Below are 21,528 nucleotides of genomic sequence, written 5' to 3'. Positions count from 1 at the left end.
CATGTTATAAAAAATCCAAGCTTTTTTCAAAGAGCTGATACACACTTTTTACTCATTTTTAAAGTGAGCTGTAAGATTTAGGTCTGGAACTCTACTCTCCTAACCAATTGATTAACGTATTAATAATCGCTGTTTGTTGGTCTTCGTTTGTAATCTTAGCTTTACCGTCTCCCTTTTGTTCCCCATAGCTGCCAAATCCGCCATGATTTCCTCCATTAATCGAAACATATTCTGTTTGCTCAGGTAAATATTCTTTAGCTGATTCATAGGCTTTTTGATTCAAGACTTTATCATTAGACGCAGTCAGGCTTAATACAGGTAATGTCGTTTTCGCCAATGTACCTTTTTCATCAGGATAGCTTGCTAAGAAAAAGATTCCTTTTAAGTGTTTGTCAGAAGAATGCTGATTAGCATAACGACTCGCCATGACGCCCCCCAATGAGTGTCCACCAATCACATAATTTCGATTTGAAAAGTCTTCTTTGATCTTATCTGCCTTATTCCCACTAAGTATGGCTAAGTCAAGAGGCATCTTAGCGATTGCTACGGAGTACCCACTTTTTGCTAATTGTTCAGCCCAGACACTATAACTAGCTGGTTCAACCAAAGCACCTGGATAAAAAATAACCAGTGGTTTTTGACTTTTTTCTTTCGTCTCAAAAAATAAATAATCTTTTTTATCCTTTCCATTTTGGGCTATTTGACTTGCTTGACTAGATGGTTCATAGGTATTTTGTTGTAAATAGTAGTACCCAGCGCCTCCTGCTAGCCCCAAAAAAATAATTATACCAATTAATACTCGCTTAAATATCTTCACATCTCTCACCTATTCTCCTTTTATCGTACCTATTGATCGATTATAAATTCACACTAAATAAAATACGAATAAATTGCAACTCTTTTTTCTTGAAAAAGAATAAATTTGTTTAGCCAGTGGCACTAAATACGATCTTTCTTAGACCTGACTCTTCCCCTCAACAAGACCCACTATAACAAAAAAAAGGCTGATGAATGTACATTGACCTTCATCAGCCTTTAACAGTAGGAGAGCAGTTTCGTTCTCTATTGAACTAAAGTGTATTTAGTTGAGCATTTCAAATGATTATTTTCCACACAAACGGTAAACAGCTTCTGCATAGATTTCCATTGCTTTGTACATGCTGCTTAGTTCCCAACGTTCATTTGCCTGATGCATAAAATCAGGGGTATCTGGGAACATTGCACCAAATGCTACACATTGGTTCATCGTCCGCGCAAAAGTTGCACCGCCAGATACAAATGGTTCAGTCATATCACCAGTAATATCACGGTAAGTTCCTAAAAGATTTTTGATCAATTCACTGTCTAATGGAACATAAAGGGAATCTAAGAAGTCAAATTCTTCATAAGTCAAGTCATACTTTTTAGCAGTTTCTGTTAGTTTTTCTACGAGTTCATCTTTTTTGAAAGTTACTGGGATACGCATGTCGACCCCGATTTTAGTTTGTTCAGGAGTGATTTCCAGACTAGCAAAGTTCATTGTCAATTCGCCAGATTGTTCATCCACCGTTTTTCCTACCACGTTTTCACCAGTAGCATTTTCTTGAACTAATTGACCTAAGAAGTTGATTGGAGCAAAATCAAATACTTCAGAAAGAGCAATCGCTAAACGAGAGATTGCATTGACACCTTCTGCTGCATCTTTGGCATGGATACTTTTTCCAAGAACGACAATTGATTCTCCTTGATCTTCAAAGTCAAATCCATGTTTTTTCAATGCTTCTTTGACTTCAGCTAATTTTTCACCAGCATAAGGAGCTGCATCTGGAACGACATTCAGTGCGCCACCAGCTTTAACTGAAAATTCAGATGTTCCCGGTCCAGTTAGGTAAGCTTGTAGTAATCCTTTTTCAGCATAAATCAATGGAAACTCTGCATCTGGTGCGAATCCTTGCGTAATACCTTCTTCTTTTTCATTGTATTTATCTAAACAACGCCACAAGTTTTCTTCATCGGTTCCAAAAATAAATCGGATACGTGTATTAAATTCAACGCCTGCATCCATCAAAGCTTTGACAGCATACATTGCAGCGATGGAAGGTCCCTTGTCATCTTGTGATCCTCGTCCAATCAACCAACCATCTTTGACAGTTGATTCAAATGGTTTAGAATCCCAATTGTTTTCATCGCCAGCTGGAACGACATCCATATGACACAAGATACCAAATAGCTCATCGCCAGATCCGACTTCCGCATAACCATAATATCCTTCTGGATCTTTAAATGTCTTGAATCCTAGATTTTCACTGATTTCTAACACTTTATCCAATGCTTCGATCACTTTTGTCCCAAAAGGATGCCCTTCACCAGTATCTGATTCGTCCAGAACTGAAGGGATTCGAATCAATTCATTTAAAGATTCCAATGCTTGTTCATGATGTTGTTTTGTTACAAATTGTTTCATGTTACTAGCCTCCTAATATAATAAAAAGGTTATGTCAAAACAACAGACACAACCTCTTTTTTCAAACAATAAATAGTTGAGCTTGGATCTTGTCCATTCACATCAAGTAGAAAACCATGTACACTCTAAGTCACGGTTTTGTCTACTTTGTTATAACATTGCCGCTACACCTAAGATAACACAAATGGCTACAAATAGGATAGCAATCAATTTTCCTGTGAATTTCCACCAAACGGAAATATCAAAACGAGCGATCGCAACAGCCCCCATAACGATTGCTGATGTTGGTGTGATCAAGTTGACCAAACCAGATGCTGATTGATAAGCAGTGATAACTAAATCTTTACCAACGCCTGCAAATTCACCCATTGGTCCCATGATTCCCATAGTAGCTGCTGCTAGTCCAGAAGTTGATGGGATCAAGAATGACATAGGGATATAGAAGATAAACGTTAAGATCAAGAAGACACTAGATGACAATGAACTTAATCCTTGTTCACCCCAATGTAAGATCGTATCAGTAATTAAACCATTATTCATCACAACTTGGATACCACGTGCAACAGCTACCACGATCGCAACACCGATCAAATCTGAAGCTCCTGCTAAGAATTCAGAAATAAAGACTGATTCTTTCATTCCGTAAGTGATTGCCACTACAATAGCCATCACTAAGAACAACATGGTAATTTCTGGGAAATACCATTCTCCTAAAGGAAGCATGTTTTTACCTAAAACAGTTCCGACTACAGGTAACCCTGTTAACCAGTTAGTTAATGATTCAAAAATCGTAAAGTTTTTATTCAATGTTGTCCAAGGAATTAAACTAATGATCATAATACCAAAGGTAATGAAAAATAGGATATTTACATGTTTTTGTCTTTTAGTAATTGATTCTTGACGACCAATTGAATCGATATCAAAATGTTTGATGTCTTCTTCACGTTGTTTATATACAAGTGATTTCGTTGGGTCTTTTTCCACTTTAGATGCGTAACGGTAGACATAAGCAATTGAGATAGCCAATAGTACCACGAACATCAAGAAACGTAACCCGATTCCTTCACCCATTGAGATACCAACTGCTTGAGAAGCGACCCCAGTAGCAAATGGATTAACGGTTGAAGCTAAACAACCAACTTGTGACCCTACTAAAACGATAGCTACTGCAACAACTGTATCAAACCCAACAGCCATCATAACAGGAATCAATAAAGCATAGAACGGAATAGTTTCTTCCGCCATACCATAAGTTGAACCACCTAATGCAAATAAGATCATCAACACAGGGATCAACATTTTTTCTTTTCCTTTAAAGCGTTTTACAACGGAAGCAATCCCTGCATCCAAAGCACCAGTTTTATTGATAATACCTAAGAAACCACCCACAACTAAAATAAAGAATGAAATTGGAATAGCAGCCGGTGTTTCTTTCGTTAATTCCCCAGCAGGTACACCTAGCATCCCATTAATCGGTGCCATAAAGATATCCCATAGCCCCTGAGGATTTTGCTCTACTCGTTCATATGATCCAGCAATGATGTTGCCTGCATCATTGACACTATAATGTCCAGCTGGTATGAACCAAGTTAGTACAGCGATAATCGCAATAATAATAAATAAGACCGTATACGCTGAAGGCATTTGAAATTGTTTCTTCTTTGTTTGTTCCATGTTCTTCTCCCTTTCTTGTAACATTAGAATCTTATAAGAGTGATTCCATCAGTTATTTTATCAAAAAGAATACGATAACCAAAACAATAACCTATTGATTTGGCAAATTTTATTCAAAAATCCTGCTTTCACTCCTTTCTCTATAGAATTTAAGGTAAAGCTTTTTCAATACAATTATAGCGTTTTCCACTTCCATTATAACAAAACTATTTATCATTCAAAAAGTGATTAATTTCACATTTTGTATCATAAAATACATTTTTATGCATAAACAAAAGAAATACTCAAACACCGTTTATAAAACGCTTACACAACGTAGGTTACTGAATTTTTTTTCATTAAAATTTCCGATATTTTTTTATTTTCTTGAATTCTTTTTAGAAAAAACAATTTTTATTTTCTCATCCCCTTTTTTTTCTAATAGTTGGACTACTTTTTCAGAAATACTAGTACTGACAAAAACGGCTCCTTAACTTTTTATATTGTAAAAGTTAAGGAGCCTTGACTGATTTTTTTAATGATAAAATAATTAAGAAAGTGGCATCAATTCATGCTTCCCTCTAAAAATGGATAAACGAGCATGAGCTGCTGTACTATTTATTTGTTGTTCGTCACTGTATGTCTTTGTGCCAACTGGTGTTGTTTCCGACTTAACCATGGCAATAATTTTGCGTGTAAAACCAAAAAGGCAGCACTGACGATAAATCCTTTAATGATATTAAATGGTACGATTCCGATCAGGACATAATTAGCTAACGGCATCCCTAACATTTGATTAGCATTTAAACCTAAAAACATAAGGTACAATGGGGTAATCACAAAATAGTTTGCGATACTCATGAAGATCGTCATTGCGATCGTACCAGAAATCACACCTAAAAACTTATTTTTCCCTACTTGAGTCTTCTTACGGAAGAAGTAGAAAATAGGTAAGGTAAAGATAGCTGTTGCTAAAAAGCTGGCTGTATCTCCTACCAAATTATCTGGTGAAAAGCCAGTAGTGATCAAGTGTAAGATCGATCGCAAGAAAGCTGTAACCAATCCAGCAACTGGACCAAATAAAAACATACTGATCAGTACTGGGATATCACTAAAATCGATCTTTAAAAAACTAAAGGCTGGCATGATCGGAAATGCGATATATTGCAAAACCAATCCGATCGCAGCAAATAATGCCACAGCGACCATTTTTTGTACACGGGTGTTCTTCATTTGAAATCCTCCTGTTAGGACTCCTCTTCAGCGAACTTTTCGACGAACTTTTTGCAAATAAAAAAACTCTCTAATAACAGGGAGAGTTAGAGTTATTTGGCAACAAACTACGTCAAATAAGCTCTATCTTCTTTATCCAGACTATACTGTCGGTATCGGAATTTCACCGATTCAGCTACTTAGGTAAAGTAGGTCGTGGACTATAACCACCGGTCGGGAATTTCACCCTGCCCCTGAAGACGAACCATTTATAATTTTGTTTACCTTTACATTATACATCGCTTGAGAAAAAATGCAATCATTTATTCTTATAATAAGTAAGTAATCATTTTGATTGATTCAATAAACTGCTGACTTCTTTTTTGTTCAACTCACGATAGTCGCCAGGGCGTAAGCCTTGAAGCGTCAAATCGCCGTATTTTTCTCGTTTTAATTTTTGAACAGGTAAGCCAACTGCTTGAAGCATATTTTTTACCTGATGATTTCTACCTTCATGGATAGTCAATTCAACGATACTATGATTTGTCTTAGGATCCACAGATAATATTTGGTAACGTGCTGGTGAAGTTCGTTTCCCTTCGATTTTTATCCCTTTCGTCAAGGGAGATAACATCGTTTTAGTAGCAATCCCTTTGACTTTTGCCACATATACTTTGTCTACTTCATGTTTCGGGTGGGTCAAACGTTGCGCAAAATCACCGTCATTAGTCAAGAGCAATATACCCGAAGTATCATAATCTAATCGTCCTACTGGATAAATTCGTTCTTTCACCATTGGAAGCAAATCAGTTACGACTTTTCGCCCCTTGTCATCAGCAACAGCGGAAATCACGCCTTTTGGTTTATATAGTAAATAGTACCCGTATTCTTCTTGATAAATCGGCACTTCATCTACTTCGATCAAATCACGTTTGCTAACTTTTACTCCCAGTTCTTTTACTACTTTGCCGTTGACTTTTACTCGTCCAGCCAAAATATATTCTTCCGCTTTACGTCTGGAAGTGATCCCTGCATGCGCAATTACTTTTTGTAGTCTTTCCATTATATCTGTTCTCCTTCATCCATTTCATCAAAGAATAAGTCGAGTGAAGACTCTTCGTTTAATGAATGCTCCATTGCTTGTATATCTGGTAAGTCTTTTAATGAGTTGAGACCAAAATAATCTAAAAAATAAGGAGTCGTCCCATACAAAATAGGTCGTCCAGGTCCTTCCACGCGTCCTTTTTCTTCAATCAACTGATGAGCAGCTAGCCGTTGAATGGCACCTGAGACTTGAACCCCACGAATTTGTTCGATTTCTACTCTGGTAATCGGTTGTTTATATGCAATGATCGCCAACGTTTCGACAGCTGCTTGTGAGAGAGTATTAGACGTCCCTTGGGCATAGCGTTTCAACAATGGCGCTAACTCTTTTTTGGTTGTTAAAACGACATGTGCCTCTGTTTCCAAAATATGCAAAGCACTAGCTGGATCATTTTCATATCTTGTTTTTAATTCCGTTAATAAAGCCACTGTCTCTTCTTTCGTAATAGTTAACAGATAGCTGATTTCTTCTAACCCGATTCCTTCCTCGCCAACAATAAATAAAATGGCTTCAAGTTCACTTAATTTTGTCATCTTTGGTATCTCCTACTGCTAGATAAAGCATGATTGTTTCATAATTTCCTTCTTGTTGCGCAACGATCTGACCATTTTTCATCATTTCTAATAAAGCCATAAATGTAGTGACTACTTCTGTTTTCGAAGGCGTTTCAAAAAAAGACTCAAAAGAGCATCCCTTATGATGTTGCTTAAGACGCTCTTCAATAAAGATGATACGTTCTTCAATTGTTGTATCATCAGGAGTAATCGTTTTTTCAACTTTCTCTGAGAATTTCTTTCGCTCTAAGATTTTTTCCATCGCATGAAACAAATCAATCTTTTTGACTTGTCCACGTTTCAATGGTTTCTCTTGTCCAATGAGATCGTCTACTGCAACTGGTTCTTTCGTATAATATAAGCTTCTCTCTTGGGCTTTTTCGGTTAACTGCTCTGCAGCATACTTATACTTTCGATATTCCAATAATTGATTGACTAATTCGTCACGCGGGTCCTCTTCCCAATACTCATCTTCAATGATTGCTTCTTGAACAGGTAACAAAGTTTTGCTTTTGATCGCCATCAACGTGGCAGCCATCACTAGATATTCTCCAGCAACAGCAAGTTCAAGAGTTTTCATCGTATGGATATAACTCATGTATTGCTCAGTGATCGTTGCAATCGGGATATCATAAATATCGATCTCCATTTGCTGGATCAAATGAAGGAGTAAATCTAAGGGTCCTTCAAATATATCTAATTTGATATTGATTTCTGTCACCATATTCACTCTTTCTTCTTGTTTCGATCGACCCATTTTGCGAGATAAGGACGGGTAATCTCTGTTGGTCGTATGGAAAAGTCTGGGTATTTTTCTTGAAGTTCATCAAGCATTTGAAAGCCCATCTGATCTCCCCGATAAGATGGATTCAATGAAACATCGTGAATAATCAATTCCTGATTTTCACCCCAATAAACACCAATAATCCCTTGAATATTCGTTGAACCTTCTGGTGTGAAGAAAAAAAGTTCATATCCTTCTTCTGTTTCATAGGTATTGATTTCTTTGAGTAAATTCGATTTATCCGTTAGTTTCTTATGAAAACTTAACAGTCCCATAGCAATTTTACGATTTTCTTTTCGGTAATGTGTTAACATTTTTTCACCTTCCTATGACTAAGCCCTTGGAAAATGCTGCTTATAAACATCCGTCATTCTTTTCTTTGTGATATGTGTATAAATTTGTGTTGTTGAGATATCAGCATGTCCTAACAACTCCTGTACCGTTCGAAGATCTGCACCATTTTCCAGCAAATGTGTCGCAAAACTATGCCTTAAAGTATGAGGGGTCACCTCTTTATTGATTCCTGCTTCACGCACTAATTGTTTAAGGTTTTTCCAGATACCTTGCCGTGATAACCCTGTACCATGATGATTGACAAATACATGCGTTTCAGAAGGATTCGCTACAAGGAGGGGGCGTGCTTCGTCTAGATACCGCTCCAACCATTGGATCGCATAATCACCTAGTGGTATGATCCGTTCTTTGTCCCCTTTACCAAGTGTTTGGACCAAGCCGAGCGACAAGTGAAGATCACTTAGCTTTAAACCAACGAGTTCACTGACACGCATACCTGTTGCATACATGACTTCTAGAATTGCTCGATCTCTGATCCCTAGATTTTTGGTTGTATCAGGTGTTTCGATCAATCGTTCAACCTCAGTCAAGGATAAGGTACTAGGTAACTTTTGAACCTTTTTAGGCGTATCAATGTGTTGCATCGGGTCATGATCAGTCAATCGTTCTTGACGTAAGAATTGATGAAATCTTCTCAAGCTAGTAATCATTCTGGTCACGGTTGCTGGAGCTTTCTTTTCATCATGCATCTTTTCCAGATAATTGATCACGACGTAGCGATCGACATCTTGCCAGGAAGTGATTTGCTCATCTTCTAAATAGTGAAGATACTGTAACAAATCTCGTTCATAACTTTTTCTCGTATTTAATGACAAGCCACGTTCAATCGTCAAATAGTGGAGATAATCATTAATTTCTTCATTCATAATAATCCACCTCGTGCTCTTCTATCATATCAGATACCCTTCATTTTCGATAGTCTATTTTACAGCTAGGCAAAGAAAAAGCCGTCTAGCAATCAGACGGTTTTGCTTTCTTTTTCTTTAGTGTAACATTTTTGACAAATACCATGAAATGTTAAGCGATGATCTTTTACCAAAAAGTGATACCGTTGCTCCACAATTTCTTCCACTTCACACAATAAATCTTCTTCAACCTCTTCAATCGTGCCACATCGTAAACACAATAAATGATGATGGAAATGTTTTGCTCCTTCTTTTCTCAAGTCATAGCGAGCAACACCATCATTGAAGCTGACTTTATCAATGACTTTCAAATCGGTCAAAATCTCTAACGTCCGATAGACAGTAGCTAACCCAATTTCTGGACTCTTTTTTTTCACTAGAAAAAAGACTTCTTCTGCCGATAAATGTTCTTTCTCATTTTCTAAAAGTACTTGTAAAGTTGCTTCTCTTTGTGGGGTTAATTTGAACCCCGACTCGTGCAATTGTTGTTTCGTTTTTTTCATTACTGACATCGCATTCATAACCATGTATTCAACCCCGACAATTTATAATAATTATAATCAAACAAAAGGAATCTCTTTCTAAATTAAAATAATTATAAGCTAGTTAAGAAAAACATGCAAGGTATTCTCAATTAGATTTTCTAATTCGTTTCGTTACGCCTGCTTCTTGTTTGACTAGTCCTTGTTTTAATAGATTGCCGATTGCTCGTTTAAAAGCTCCCTTGCTTATACCAAAAGTTTTCATGATATCTTCCGGATCAGATTTGTCAGTAAAATAGATTTGCTCATCTGCTGATCGTTCGATGATCGTTAAAATCATTTGTGCATCATCAGAGATTGCTTCATATGCTCTTGGTTTTAATGAAAGATTCAATACTCCATCAGGTCTCACGCCAATTACTCGTCCTTTGACTTGTTCACCTAAGCGCGGCTCATTATAGCGTTCAGATGGGTGGATAAATCCGATATAATAATCATCTGTTAAGACGTACGTTCCGGTCAGTTTCAAGCGGTAAGCAACGCCTGTAATGTCTTTATTTTTGATTTCTTCTGTTCCACGTTTACTCAATGATTTAAAAATCTTTTCATCGGCTAAACTACCCCAAATTCGGTCTTTGCTATCGACTCTTAAAGCAACCATTAAACAATCGCCTTTTTTAGGCCAAAGTTCTGTCATCGTTGGTAGTTCATCTAATGAGACTACAAAATCTTTGTCGGGTAATCCAATATCGACGAATACTCCTAAATCTTTTCGTGAAGCAGTCACTGTACCAAAAGCATAATGACCAATTCGACTTTTAGGAATCAACGTAGTAAAACGATTTTCATGTTTTTGATTTTGATAACCAAACCCTTCGACTGCTTCACCGATACGATAGGTCCCTTCGGTTTTACTTAATCCAAAAGTTTGTCCATTTTTCTGGACAAAGTAATTTTTTTCATTTTCATCAATTACCATTCCGGTAAATATTGTTGCCAATAATTCATTCATCTTATTTCTCCTTATTTATAAAAGATTCAGCCATCTTTTCTTAGCTATCATAACATAATGTTCCCATGATTAGTAGTTGGTTTGGTCTTAGTCGTCGCAAAAAAACTCAGACATCGTGTATCTGATCCTATATGGTCATCCACTTAGTTCCATACGATCTACGATATCTGAGTAGTATTTGATCATTGTCTATCTAGCAGATTAATGGCTGCCATTTCCGCCAAACCAGCCTGTTTTACAATTGATCGTCACAATATAAAATGGTAATGCACTTTCACCGATTCCACGCATCAAATTAGATTGGGTTGAAGTAGCATAAAGATTATAGTAACCTTCACCATTTTCGATTCTCGCTTTTTCTAGTTTATATCCACCTGCCACAATGTAGCCTCGTTGAATACAAGTAGCAATAACACTTTGTTGGACTCCTGGTGCCCAATTCCATGCTGGATTAGATGCATCAGCCACATCACTTTGTCGAGTTGACATGATGGGTTGATTGGCTGAATTAGTCTTATTGGTAGTTGAACTAGATTTTGCTTGTTGTGCAGCCAGAGCTGCAGCTTGTTTGGCTGCTTCAGCTGCTTTTTTTGCTTCTTCAGCTTTTTTTGCTTCTTCTTTTTCTTGTGCTTCTTTCTGCTCTTTCGCAGTCAAGGTTTCATCTACTTTTTTTAGTTGATCTTTTAAAGCGACAGCTAGCTCTTCATTTTTGATTTGCTCTACAGCATTTTTTGCTTCGTCATACTGCTCTCTGTTCGCACTGTCTACGACTTGATTATCATGATAGACAACGTTCACTTTATCTTTAGCCGTCTGCAATTGTTTGTATTGGTCCTCTGCTTCGGTTTGCGCTTGCTTGATCAGACGTCCAAAAGCAGTTTCATTTGTAGTCATTGGTTGAATGGCTTGATCCTCTTTTAGTTTGGGATCAGCTGCTAAATGATCATCGTCAATCACTACCGAAGTAAATAACTGGTTGACACGTTGAATATCTTTGATTTTGGTTTGGATATCCTGGAATGTTTTTTCTAATTCAGGGTATTCTTTCTCTTTTTTTACGTCATTCAGATCAGTCTTTAGTTTAGCTAAGTCTTGATTGATCATTGAAGTACGGATAAACTGGTGAGACGGATCTGTATAAAAAGCATTCAAGGCTGTTTGTAGATCTGCCACCTTTTGTTTTTGTCTTTCTTCTTGTGCAGCGATTTGTGCCTGAACATCTTGCTGATGGTCATAATAAGCCCAACCACCGACTCCGAGCAAGACGATTGCTGCTAAAGCCAGATACGGTCCTTTTTTCGATCTTTTTCGTTTCCCCTCATCAGTCTTTGCTGATGTAACTGGTTCTTTTTGTTCCGTTTCTGTCCTTTGATCGATTTCATTTGATAATTCTGTTTTTTCTATAGCTTCTGGTTTTGAAGAATCTTTCTTACGAATTTCTTCTTTTGGTTCTTCTTCTTTTGGTTCTTCTTCTTTTACCGATTCTTCTTTCGGTATTTCTTCTTTTAGAACTTCTCCGTTTGATTGATTCTCTTGTGATGGAGCTGCTTTCGGAATATCTTTTTCTGAAACTTCAGGTTTCAAATTTTCGTTTAACGCTTCGTCCTCATGGGTTGAGTTTTTATCGACATCTTCCGCACTCGTTTTTTCTTCGACTTCTTTTTTTCCTATCAAAAGTTTTTCTGACGATGATTGGACGTGAGTCGTTTTTGAAGCGGGCACTGGTTCTTCAGTTTGTTCCTTAGAAGAAAGCAGTTGATTTTCTTCTGAAGTTTGGGGTGCCGTTAAGCGTTCATGATTTTTTTCTGTTGCCGTTTCGAACGTTTCTTCTTGATCAATCGCTTGATGGTCAGGTGGCTGAACAACGCTATCCTTCGTATCAACTGTTTCCTTTTCTTTCGTTTCACGTTCGTTAGTTCCTGGCACTGTACTTTCTTGTTTTGAATCAGTCTCTTTGGCATTTTTAGCTGCGAGTTCCTCTTGGATCATTCGCATCAATTCTTCTGCATGTTCTTCTGTTGTATCTTCTCTATGAGCTTTGATATAAGCAGATAAAATCGAATTTTCTTTTTCATGATCAACAAATTCTTTTAATTCAGCTACTCTTTTTTGTTGTTCTGCTTCGAGTTCATCCGTCATTTCATCGCCGTTAACTTGTTTTTTCGAATCAGTTCCTTCTTCACTTGTTGACGGCTTTGTATTTGCCTTTTTAGTGACTACATCTTCAGCATCATTAGTTTCTGCTAGATTCGTTTCTTCAGATGATTCTTCTTTAAACAAGGCCATGACCGATTCTAATGGTAACTCTGTTAATTCTGACCATTCGATTGGATCATTTAATTCCGTGTCAGGAAAATGTTCTTCTGAAGAATCTATTGGTAATTGACTGTTGTTCTTTTCTTCATTCGTGTGTTGGTCTTGCTCTTTTATTTGGTAACCACAATCAGGACAAATCAACTTTCCTTTGATTTTCTTTGATCCACACGTTGGGCATTTTTTTATCACTGAGCGATCGGCTCCTTTTGTTAGGTTTACGCTACCATTTAATCTACCATATTCTGAAAGTTTCGCCAAGAGCCTATTTTGATCAAACGGATGTCAAATAGTATAACTCGTAAAAATAAAACAAATAATTTATAAAAAGTTTCTTATAATTACGCATAGATACGCATTTATTTATGTTTTCATCATCATAATGTTAATAGCGCATCAATTATTTGTTTATTATGATCAGATTCAAGCTTTTGACTCAGCTATTGACTAACAAAAATAGCACGGCATCATCTATTCTGATCCCGTGCTACTTTGTTTTCACTAAAGGCTACTCGCTATTTTAAAAGACAGTCATTGTCTATAAGATTCAAAATTTGAATCCTATTTTTACTCTAAGAAATCTTTCAATTGTTTTGAACGTGATGGATGGCGTAATTTACGTAACGCTTTCGCTTCGATTTGTCGAATACGTTCACGTGTTACTCCGAATACTTTCCCAACTTCTTCGAGTGTTCTGGTACGACCATCGTCTAAACCAAAACGTAGGCGGAGAACATTTTCTTCGCGGTCAGTCAATGTATCTAAAACATCTTCTAATTGTTCTTTTAACAATTCATAAGCCGCATGTTCTGCAGGACTAGTAGCTTCTTGGTCTTCAATGAAGTCTCCTAAATGAGAATCATCTTCTTCACCAATTGGTGTTTCTAAAGAAACTGGCTCTTGCGCGATTTTCAATATTTCACGTACTTTTTCTGTAGGAAGGTCCATTTCTGCACCAATTTCTTCTGGCGTCGGTTCTCTTCCTAAATCTTGAAGTAATTGACGTTGGATACGGATCAATTTATTGATGGTTTCTACCATATGCACTGGGATACGGATCGTACGTGCTTGGTCAGCGATGGCACGAGTGATTGCTTGTCTGATCCACCATGTAGCATAAGTTGAAAATTTGAATCCTTTACGATAGTCAAATTTTTCAACAGCTTTCATCAAGCCCATATTTCCTTCTTGGATCAAATCAAGAAATTGCATGCCACGTCCAACATATCTCTTAGCAATACTTACGACCAAACGAAGGTTTGCTTCAGCTAAACGCTGTTTTGCTTCTTGATCACCTTCTTCGATTTTTAAAGCAAGAGCTACTTCTTCTTCCGCAGTTAATAGGGAAACACGACCAATCTCTTTTAAATACATACGAACTGGATCGTTGATTTTTACACCAGTAGGTGCTGACAGATCTTCTGTTTTTGCTTGTTCCGCTTTTTTCTCTGCACTCTTCAAGCTATGGATCGATGGATCTCCATTTTCATCAACAACGCTGATTCCAGCATCCTCGACTTTTTGGATCAATTTATCCATCTCATCCGCATTCAATGTGAATGGCGTTGCAAGTTTATTTGAAAGATCATCATACACGACTTGTCTTTTTGGTTTGTTTTCTTTGATAAAAGCTGCTACTGCTGCTTCATACTTTTTATTCTCTGTTACATTTGCCATAAAAGAAGGCCCCCCTTGAGTAGCTATTCGGCTTGTTTTAACTGTTTTGTTAAATTAATGATCTCAATCGTTAATTCCAATTCTAATCGCTTGTTTCCAGTTCTTCTAGCCTCTTGCTGCATTTGTTTTTTTAAAGTTATTTCATCAGCTAAACTAGACTTTCTGATTACACGCAATAAGTCTTGGATTTCTCTTGGTGTGCTTTCTTCGGCTACACGCAAATACTCGATTTCCACCACTAAACGCCTTAAATTTTCATCTTGCAAAAAGTCCAAAAACTCCGCAAGGTTGAATTCATCATGTTGTGACACAAATGCATCGAATAAAAAATATACTTCTGCATAAATGTCATGAATAAACTGAAATTGCTGTTCTTTCAAAAGATTACGGACAGATATCTCTTTGAACACTCTGTACAAGAGCATTTGTTCCGCTTTTTCTACTTGAGTCAGCGGTCTCTTTTTCGTTATTGCCGTCCGTGAAATAGCTGGTTCTGGCAATGTCGTTGGTTGGTTGGTTCGATTCGTTTGATTTTCCCTGCGAAAATCCCGTATTTGCTTTTGCAGGGTTTCACGACTAAGTTGAAATTCGGTCGCTAGTTGCGACAAATACATATCTTGTTCGATTGGCGAGACAACTTGACTAAGTTCTCTCGATACCTCTTCTAAGTACTGGATTTTATCTTTTTCATTCTCCAGGTTCTTGTCTTGCTTCAAATAACGTGACTTGAAAGTAAAGACCGTTTCACGACCATGAAAGATCAGTTCATTAAAGGAGTCATTTCCATATTTACGTAAATATTCATCGGGATCAAGTTTTTCCGGAATCACAACGATTGATAATTGCAATCGACTATTTTGTCGTAACAATTCGATCCCTCGATTCGTTGCCTCGAATCCTGCCTTATCTCCATCGTAACAAAAAACTAGTTCTTTGGTTACTCGTTCGATCTGCTGGATCTGTTGATTCGTTAAACTCGTTCCCATGGAAGCTATCCCATTTTTTACACCTGCTTGCCAAGAAGCAATGACATCCATGAAACCTTCAAATAAAAGAACTTCACCGCTTTTTCGGATATCACTACGTGCTTTATCCAAGTTGAACAACACTTGTCTTTTATTGAATAATTCTGTTTCTGGACTATTCAAATATTTGGGTTGATCTTTTTCTTGTCCTTTTTCTGGTGCAAGCCAGCGTCCAGAAAAACCAATCGTGCGCCCTTGAGGGTTTCTGATAGGAAACATGATACGTTGGTAAAACCGATCAGATATTCCTCCATCCTCATGAGAGATAAACAAACCAGAACGTTCCAACACTTCTTGATCGTATGCTTCAGTTTTAAATACTTGTTTCAAAAATGAACGTTCATTCGGTGCAAATCCGATCGCAAATTCTTCAATCAATTCTAGTGTCAAACCACGTTGTAGTAAGTAATCTAAAGCTTGCTCGCCTACTTTCGTGTGTAGCAACATATGATGATATACTTCTGCGGCTTTTTCATGCGCTAAAATCAATTTTCCTGTAATTGAATCGCTATTTTCGAAGGGAAGTGTTTGTTTGCGCCATTGATCTTCTAACTGAATTTGTTCAAAATCAGCAACTTTGACGACTGCTTCTGGGAAACTAAGTCCTTCTAGTTCTTGAAGAAAAGTAAAGACGTTTCCTCCTTTTCCGCAACCAAAGCAATGAAAAATCTGTTTATCTTCAGCCACCGAGAAAGATGGTGTTCGTTCTTCATGAAAAGGACACAAACCTAAATAATTCTTTCCAGATTTTTTTAATTGGACGTATTGACCAATCACCTCAACAATATTCGTTTGTCCACGAATCGTTTCAATGACTTCTTGAGGAATCCGTTGAGCCATGCTTTCACCCCCTGTAAATAGCTAATTGGCATCTGTCAAAGAGATACCTCAGGAGAATAACCGGTAAAAAATCGCACTAACGAAAATCAGTGCGATTTTAAAGGACACAATTATACATGTTTCATTCTATCACAATTCTAAACTTTTTCAAGTATAATACTTGTCATTCTAAGAACAAGCAACGGTTTATTTCGTTGTTGCTAATTTATTCAATAAGTAGTCACGGATATTGGTCTTTCCATAAATCAGTCTCAAAATGATATTAACGATCATAAAACCAATGAAATATGGCCAAGCCGTTCCTAACCCTAGATCAACTTCTAACAGATGATGGAAAAGCATCGCTGCTACATAAATCCCCACAACAGTAGTTACCGCTAAGAAAATTCGCAACGGATTAAATGGATAACACGCTTTGACTACTGCCATACAGCTGATTCCGATCAATAGATAATACATTAAAGTGGTCGTTTGCAACTGGGTAAATGGCAAAACTTTTCCTAAAATATAAACCACAATAATATTCAATACGACTAGCAATGCATTTGGCAATGCATTGATCAATGCTGTTGGTAAATAACGATAGGTAATCTTTCGTTTATCTTGTTCAAACGATAAGAAGAAAGAAGGATAACCTTCAATAGCTAAGTCAATCAATGTGATCTGGATTGGGATGAATGGAAACCCGATTGCAGTAATTGCGCATAAGATAGAAAGAATAAACGAATAGATCGTCTTGATAAAGAAAATACCTGAAACTTTGGTCACATTGTTCACGACACGACGCCCTTCGAATAAGACTTCTGGTAAAGTCGTAAAATCAGAATCAAGTAAAACGAGATTAGCAATTTGTCTTGTTGCACCGTCTCCTTCAGCCATGGCGATACTGCAGTCTGCTTCACGCAGTGCCAACACGTCATTGACTCCATCCCCAGTCATAGCCACAGTTCCACCACTTTGTTTTAATTCATTCACTAATGTTTTCTTTTGTTGTGGACTCACACGACCAAAGACCGTGTATTCATGAGCGGCTTCCCGGACAGCTTTTTCTTCTGTCATCGTAGAAAGATCAACATACGAATCATAATTTGGTAAGCCTGCACGGCGGGCAATATTTGAAACTGTGAACGGATTATCACCTGAAATAACCTTTAGATTCACACCTTCAGCATGTAAATAAGCTAATGTTTCTTCTGCATTTTTACGTATTGGATCGTCAATCTCAAACAGCGCGATTGGTTCAACGCCTTTTGGCTCTCCTTCAGTCAAATGTTGTTCAGGAGCGACACCCAACATCAATACACGGTAGCCATTTGCTTGAGCATCCACCAAACTTTCTGGCAGTTGTGATTTTTCAACCAAACGTTCAGGAGCTCCTACATAGATCACACCTAATTCAGGAAACTCCATCGCTCCCCATTTTCGGTCAGAAGAGAAAGCTAACTTTTCAGTCACAGTATAGCGATTAGCTACTTGAAAGTAATCTCTAAGTGCCCGCATGGTAAGATTATTGTCACTGCTTTCAGCTAGATAGGTTCCCATGATTTCAGGAATCGCTTTTTCGTACTTAGGATTTAGGGCTTCGACCCGTTGGATACTCATTTTTCCTTCAGTGATCGTCCCTGTTTTATCCAAGCAAAGCGTATCTACATGAGCAAGTGTTTCAATCGAATACATATCTTGGACTAAGATTCTTTTCTTTGCTAATTTCGTTACACCAGTAGTCAGTGCAATACTAATCAAAAGGACTAAGCCTTTAGGCAACATCCCTAGTAATGCTGCTGCCGAAGCAATAACAGAAATCTTAATGGAAGCATCACGGATAAATAACGCTTCTAAAAATAAAATAATACCTAATGGAATGATAATGAAGCTAGTAAATTTCGATACTTTTCGAATAGAATCGACAAGTTCAGAATGAATCGCTTTATGGGTTTTTGCTTCACTCGTTAGGCGAACTGCATAGTTGTCTGCGCCAACACGAATCGTTTGAGCTAAAACAGAACCACTGGTTAAGAAACTACCTGAAAGCAATTCATCTCCTTCGGTTTTGACAATCAGGTCTGACTCCCCTGTCAATAGTGCCTCATTGGCTTCTGCGCGTCCTGAGATCACTCTTAAATCAGAAGGGATCTGTTCCCCTGCACCAATCTTTACGACATCTCCTAAAACTAATTCTTTCGTTGAAATCGACTGCTCTTTTCCTTCGCGGACAACTCGTACCTCTGATTGCGAAACAATCGATAACTTTCTTACTAGATTTCTAGCATGGATTTCTTGATAGATACCAATAATGATATTCACCACAATGATTGCCAGGTAAGCCATATTGGAATAGGCACCGACCAATAGTAAGCAAATCCCAATACCAAAATTTAAAAAGTTGAACAGCGTTAGTATATTGTCACTAAGAATCTGCTTAGTACTTTTTGATGCATCCTCTTGGTAATCATTTTGCTGCCCAGAGGAAATTTTTTGTCTCACTTCTTCCTGAGTAAGACCATTCATTTCTTTCGTTTCCATTTTTCGCCAACTTTCAAAAAATAATCAATATATTTAAGTCTAGCTTGTTCTATTATTAAAAACAACTTATTTTTTACAAATTTATACAAAATAAGAACACATGATTCTATGCCGCTGAGAAATCCCAGCAAAAATCATGTGCCATTCAACCTTTATTTATATTGTTCTTCTAAACGACTCATCCACCAACCTAATGCGATACCAGCAAAAAATAAAATGGGACAAAAGATGATTCCTAGTAAACTTAAATTTGTGTAATCTGTAGGAACAATCATTACCGTCGAAGCAAAAACAACTCCTAAAATAAAATGGAACAATTTACTATATGCCTTAGAAAAGATAAAATCAAATAACTTTGATAACGTCAACACGCAGACTACCGCACCTAAACCGATCGGTAAGATCACGTCTAAGCGAGCTTCTTTGAAACCATCAGCCATCGCCTTATATAACCCCATATAGACTAAAAAATTCGAGGGACTCAGTCCAGGAACAATCATCCCTAAGCCGATTAGACCGCCAGCGATGATCCAAGTTACTGTGTTTTGTTCAACTTGACCATCAAATAGTTGTGATCCGTAAAGTAAAAAGAAATAAGCCACGATCAATGTGACGATCATCAAGATGATATCACCTGATTGCCGCCCTTTCTTTCCAGCTTCTTTCCACAACGCTGGAACAGTACCTACAATACACCCAACAAAAAACCATAAAATCGTCGTTTCATATGTCCCTAATAAGAAACTCACCAAAAAGGAAAGCAAAAAGACTCCGCTGATGCCTCCTAATCCGACAGGCAAAAAGAAAAGCACGTTTTCTTTAAAATTTCTGGTTAGATGAGCTTAAAAAGAGATCAATCGTTCGTACATCCCAAAAACAGCTGCTAAAGCGCCTCCGCTTACCCCCGGTAAAATAAAACCCGAACCGATAAACATTCCCTTTACAAAGCGCAATAGCCAGTCTTTCCCTGAATCTTTCGCTACCTTTTCTGTTATGATTTGTTCTTTTTCCACTTTTTTGAGCACTCCTTCTTTCTGATAAGATAAAGATCTAGCAAAAAATCTCAGCATTACACTCAATTAGTTAAAAACTTTGTCATATAACTCAATGAGGTCTTCATTCATCTTGACAACTTTTGTGTAAAACATGTTCCCTCCATTATGATAAAGATAACCGCCATTGTAAAGCAATGAGGGGACTCGCCAATAGCGATACTTGGTTTTTTTCTCATTACCTAAAAGTGGACTCAAGACATTTTTGGAATATTCTTCTGCTATCTCCATAGTATTTTCCCCACCTCGGTTTTTTACGTAGACAATATAATCCTTACCGAAGTTATAGGCTTGTATAGCTGTATCAAGATCACATCCTTGTTTTTTTGCCTCATTGATCATTTCTGCTAAGTAGCTGACTCCTTGATCGATACTTTCTTTTTGATTATCGATCACATTGGATTTACCATAGGCGCTTTCCGAACTTTGCATCAAATCAATCCCCTTGCCTTTTGATTCTGTTAAAATGATCCCCTTGACCAAAGACTCGTACTCTTCCATATGGTACTTTTTAATTGCTGTTGTTATTTCTGGTTCGTACTTTTCTACTCTTTTAATCGATTGATAGGTTTTTCCTAAGATGATCAATACTCCTATGACCAAGACAATCAGTAAAAAAGAGACGATTCTTCGAAAGATTGATTTTTTCTTTTTTTTCATAAACATTCACCTAGTTATTTTGACATCTTTTTTTATCTTACTATTTATTATCGTTCTTGGCTATTTCTTACTAATCATTTGTTCCTTTCCTTAATAAAAACTGAAATTTTCGGAATTTTTTACTATCTTACGAAAATGATCGTTGTTTTTTTAGGAAAACAATTGCTCTTATAGGAGAATTGTCGTTATACTTTAACCAGTAGGTGATTATGTGAAAAAAGAAAAGAAATATGCAAAAATGACTGATGGAACAGAGATCTATTATGAGAAAAGCGGAAATGGCATGCCTCTGTTTTTACTCCATGGTAATGATGGCAGTGGTCGTTTCTTCTCAGAGCAAGTTCCTGTCTTTAGTCAGTTTTATACCGTTTATCTCATCGATAGTCGAGGTCACGGACGTTCAACGAATCAAGCAAATACCTTGTCTTTTCGTTTGATGGCAGAAGATCTTTATACCATCATGCTACTTGAAGGAATTACAAAAGCAAATATACTAGGTTTTAGTGATGGAGCTAATCTTGGATTGGTCTTTTCAAGTTATTATCCAGAGAAAGTACATCGATTAATATTAAATTCAGGAAATACTTTAGTTAAAGGGGTTTTATTCTCAGCGAGACTGCTTAGCTACTGTCATTATATTGGTATGTGGTTGCTTTCTTTAGTTTGCCCATCGCTTAGAAAAAATTTGTTGGTGATCAAATTGTTGTTAAAAGATATCGGTCTTTCAACAGCAGATTTAGAGAAAATTAAATGTAAAACATTGATTATTGTTGGAAAAAAAGATGTGATCAAACTGCAACACTCCCTTTACCTAGCAAAAACGATCCCAAATGCTTCTTTTGTTTTAGTGAACGAACAAGGACATCAGTTAGCTAGAAAAGATCCTCAACGTTTCAATCAAGAAGTATTAGATTTTTTGTCTGAATAATAAGAA

The 21,528-nt window shown here is 37.1% G+C and carries 17 protein-coding genes, 1 pseudogene and 1 riboswitch; of the genes and pseudogenes, 1 reads left to right on the top strand and 17 read right to left on the bottom strand.

From position 1 onward, the window contains the following. Positions 1-91: 91 nt before the first annotated feature. From IGL30_RS04545 to IGL30_RS04465, 17 genes and pseudogenes are all read right to left on the bottom strand, one after another. Complete coding sequence (locus IGL30_RS04545; protein WP_053766480.1) at positions 92-817, bottom strand: alpha/beta hydrolase; 726 nt, start codon at positions 815-817, stop codon at positions 92-94. A gap of 285 nt (positions 818-1,102) precedes the next feature. Next, positions 1,103-2,443, bottom strand: a complete 1,341-nt coding sequence (locus IGL30_RS04540; RefSeq protein ID WP_088745302.1) for a M20 family metallopeptidase — start codon at positions 2,441-2,443, stop codon at positions 1,103-1,105. 150 nt (positions 2,444-2,593) lie between these two features. Then, the gene (locus IGL30_RS04535) at positions 2,594-4,117 is read right to left on the bottom strand and encodes a YfcC family protein (RefSeq protein WP_010719576.1); all 1,524 of its coding nucleotides are present in this window, start codon (positions 4,115-4,117) and stop codon (positions 2,594-2,596) included. 597 nt (positions 4,118-4,714) lie between these two features. After that, on the bottom strand, positions 4,715-5,329 hold the full coding sequence (locus tag IGL30_RS04530) for an ECF transporter S component (RefSeq protein ID WP_088745303.1): 615 nt from the start codon (positions 5,327-5,329) through the stop codon (positions 4,715-4,717). 121 nt (positions 5,330-5,450) lie between these two features. After that, positions 5,451-5,574, bottom strand: a riboswitch (FMN riboswitch). 80 nt (positions 5,575-5,654) lie between these two features. Continuing rightward, positions 5,655-6,371, bottom strand: a complete 717-nt coding sequence (locus tag IGL30_RS04525; protein ID WP_010719578.1) for a pseudouridine synthase — start codon at positions 6,369-6,371, stop codon at positions 5,655-5,657. Beyond that, positions 6,371-6,946: an SMC-Scp complex subunit ScpB gene (gene scpB, locus IGL30_RS04520; RefSeq protein WP_010719579.1), complete on the bottom strand. Its 576-nt coding sequence runs from the start codon at positions 6,944-6,946 to the stop codon at positions 6,371-6,373. Before scpB ends, IGL30_RS04525 begins: the two co-directional genes overlap by 1 nt. Next, positions 6,930-7,697, bottom strand: a complete 768-nt coding sequence (locus IGL30_RS04515; RefSeq protein WP_277749450.1) for a segregation/condensation protein A — start codon at positions 7,695-7,697, stop codon at positions 6,930-6,932. Before IGL30_RS04515 ends, scpB begins: the two co-directional genes overlap by 17 nt. Continuing rightward, complete coding sequence (locus IGL30_RS04510; protein WP_010719581.1) at positions 7,694-8,065, bottom strand: hypothetical protein; 372 nt, start codon at positions 8,063-8,065, stop codon at positions 7,694-7,696. Before IGL30_RS04510 ends, IGL30_RS04515 begins: the two co-directional genes overlap by 4 nt. 18 nt (positions 8,066-8,083) lie before the next feature. After that, the gene (xerD, locus tag IGL30_RS04505; RefSeq protein WP_010719582.1) at positions 8,084-8,971 is read right to left on the bottom strand and encodes a site-specific tyrosine recombinase XerD; all 888 of its coding nucleotides are present in this window, start codon (positions 8,969-8,971) and stop codon (positions 8,084-8,086) included. Positions 8,972-9,063: 92 nt separating this feature from the next. Further along, positions 9,064-9,537 (bottom strand): Fur family transcriptional regulator, encoded by a 474-nt coding sequence (locus IGL30_RS04500; protein ID WP_010719583.1) that lies wholly within the window; start codon positions 9,535-9,537, stop codon positions 9,064-9,066. Positions 9,538-9,640: 103 nt separating this feature from the next. Then, positions 9,641-10,504 (bottom strand): CvfB family protein, encoded by an 864-nt coding sequence (locus tag IGL30_RS04495; protein WP_088745304.1) that lies wholly within the window; start codon positions 10,502-10,504, stop codon positions 9,641-9,643. 201 nt (positions 10,505-10,705) lie between these two features. Then, entirely contained in the window at positions 10,706-13,009 is a 2,304-nt protein-coding gene (locus IGL30_RS04490; RefSeq protein ID WP_123874876.1) for a cell division site-positioning protein MapZ family protein, read from the bottom strand. Between the two features lie 375 nt (positions 13,010-13,384). Further along, on the bottom strand, positions 13,385-14,494 hold the full coding sequence (gene rpoD, locus IGL30_RS04485) for an RNA polymerase sigma factor RpoD (RefSeq protein WP_010719586.1): 1,110 nt from the start codon (positions 14,492-14,494) through the stop codon (positions 13,385-13,387). Positions 14,495-14,517: 23 nt separating this feature from the next. Beyond that, a complete protein-coding gene (dnaG, locus tag IGL30_RS04480) occupies positions 14,518-16,359 on the bottom strand; it encodes a DNA primase (protein ID WP_088745305.1) in 1,842 nt (613 codons plus the stop codon). Between the two features lie 186 nt (positions 16,360-16,545). Then, positions 16,546-18,867, bottom strand: a complete 2,322-nt coding sequence (locus IGL30_RS04475) for a cation-translocating P-type ATPase (protein WP_010737343.1) — start codon at positions 18,865-18,867, stop codon at positions 16,546-16,548. Between the two features lie 167 nt (positions 18,868-19,034). Further along, positions 19,035-19,817 (bottom strand): annotated as a pseudogene (locus tag IGL30_RS04470) (DUF368 domain-containing protein). A gap of 144 nt (positions 19,818-19,961) precedes the next feature. After that, positions 19,962-20,594: a lysozyme family protein gene (locus IGL30_RS04465; protein ID WP_240210722.1), complete on the bottom strand. Its 633-nt coding sequence runs from the start codon at positions 20,592-20,594 to the stop codon at positions 19,962-19,964. A 211-nt stretch (positions 20,595-20,805) separates the two neighbouring features. Here IGL30_RS04465 and IGL30_RS04460 point away from each other — a divergent pair, with 211 nt between their 5' ends. Continuing rightward, a complete protein-coding gene (locus tag IGL30_RS04460; RefSeq protein WP_010719591.1) occupies positions 20,806-21,522 on the top strand; it encodes an alpha/beta fold hydrolase in 717 nt (238 codons plus the stop codon). Positions 21,523-21,528 lie beyond the last annotated feature (6 nt).

Origin of the sequence: Enterococcus sp. DIV1089c, assembly GCF_050530965.1 — a bacterium.
GTDB classification, from domain to species: domain Bacteria; phylum Bacillota; class Bacilli; order Lactobacillales; family Enterococcaceae; genus Enterococcus_B; species Enterococcus_B hirae.
This window is presented reverse-complemented; position numbering and strand designations above follow the sequence as displayed.

What these genes read in the sequence shown, in the direction of transcription:
- IGL30_RS04525 (WP_010719578.1), bottom strand. Translation starts at nt 6,371, where the DNA reads ATGGAAAGACTACAAAAAGTAATTGCGCATGCAGGGATCACTTCCAGA.
- scpB (WP_010719579.1), bottom strand. Translation starts at nt 6,946, where the DNA reads ATGACAAAATTAAGTGAACTTGAAGCCATTTTATTTATTGTTGGCGAG.
- IGL30_RS04510 (WP_010719581.1), bottom strand. Translation starts at nt 8,065, where the DNA reads ATGTTAACACATTACCGAAAAGAAAATCGTAAAATTGCTATGGGACTG.
- IGL30_RS04500 (WP_010719583.1), bottom strand. Translation starts at nt 9,537, where the DNA reads ATGGTTATGAATGCGATGTCAGTAATGAAAAAAACGAAACAACAATTG.
- IGL30_RS04465 (WP_240210722.1), bottom strand. Translation starts at nt 20,594, where the DNA reads ATGAAAAAAAAGAAAAAATCAATCTTTCGAAGAATCGTCTCTTTTTTA.
- IGL30_RS04535 (WP_010719576.1), bottom strand. Translation starts at nt 4,117, where the DNA reads ATGGAACAAACAAAGAAGAAACAATTTCAAATGCCTTCAGCGTATACG.
- dnaG (WP_088745305.1), bottom strand. Translation starts at nt 16,359, where the DNA reads ATGGCTCAACGGATTCCTCAAGAAGTCATTGAAACGATTCGTGGACAA.
- xerD (WP_010719582.1), bottom strand. Translation starts at nt 8,971, where the DNA reads ATGAATGAAGAAATTAATGATTATCTCCACTATTTGACGATTGAACGT.
- rpoD (WP_010719586.1), bottom strand. Translation starts at nt 14,494, where the DNA reads ATGGCAAATGTAACAGAGAATAAAAAGTATGAAGCAGCAGTAGCAGCT.
- IGL30_RS04530 (WP_088745303.1), bottom strand. Translation starts at nt 5,329, where the DNA reads ATGAAGAACACCCGTGTACAAAAAATGGTCGCTGTGGCATTATTTGCT.
- IGL30_RS04475 (WP_010737343.1), bottom strand. Translation starts at nt 18,867, where the DNA reads ATGAATGGTCTTACTCAGGAAGAAGTGAGACAAAAAATTTCCTCTGGG.
- IGL30_RS04540 (WP_088745302.1), bottom strand. Translation starts at nt 2,443, where the DNA reads ATGAAACAATTTGTAACAAAACAACATCATGAACAAGCATTGGAATCT.
- IGL30_RS04495 (WP_088745304.1), bottom strand. Translation starts at nt 10,504, where the DNA reads ATGAATGAATTATTGGCAACAATATTTACCGGAATGGTAATTGATGAA.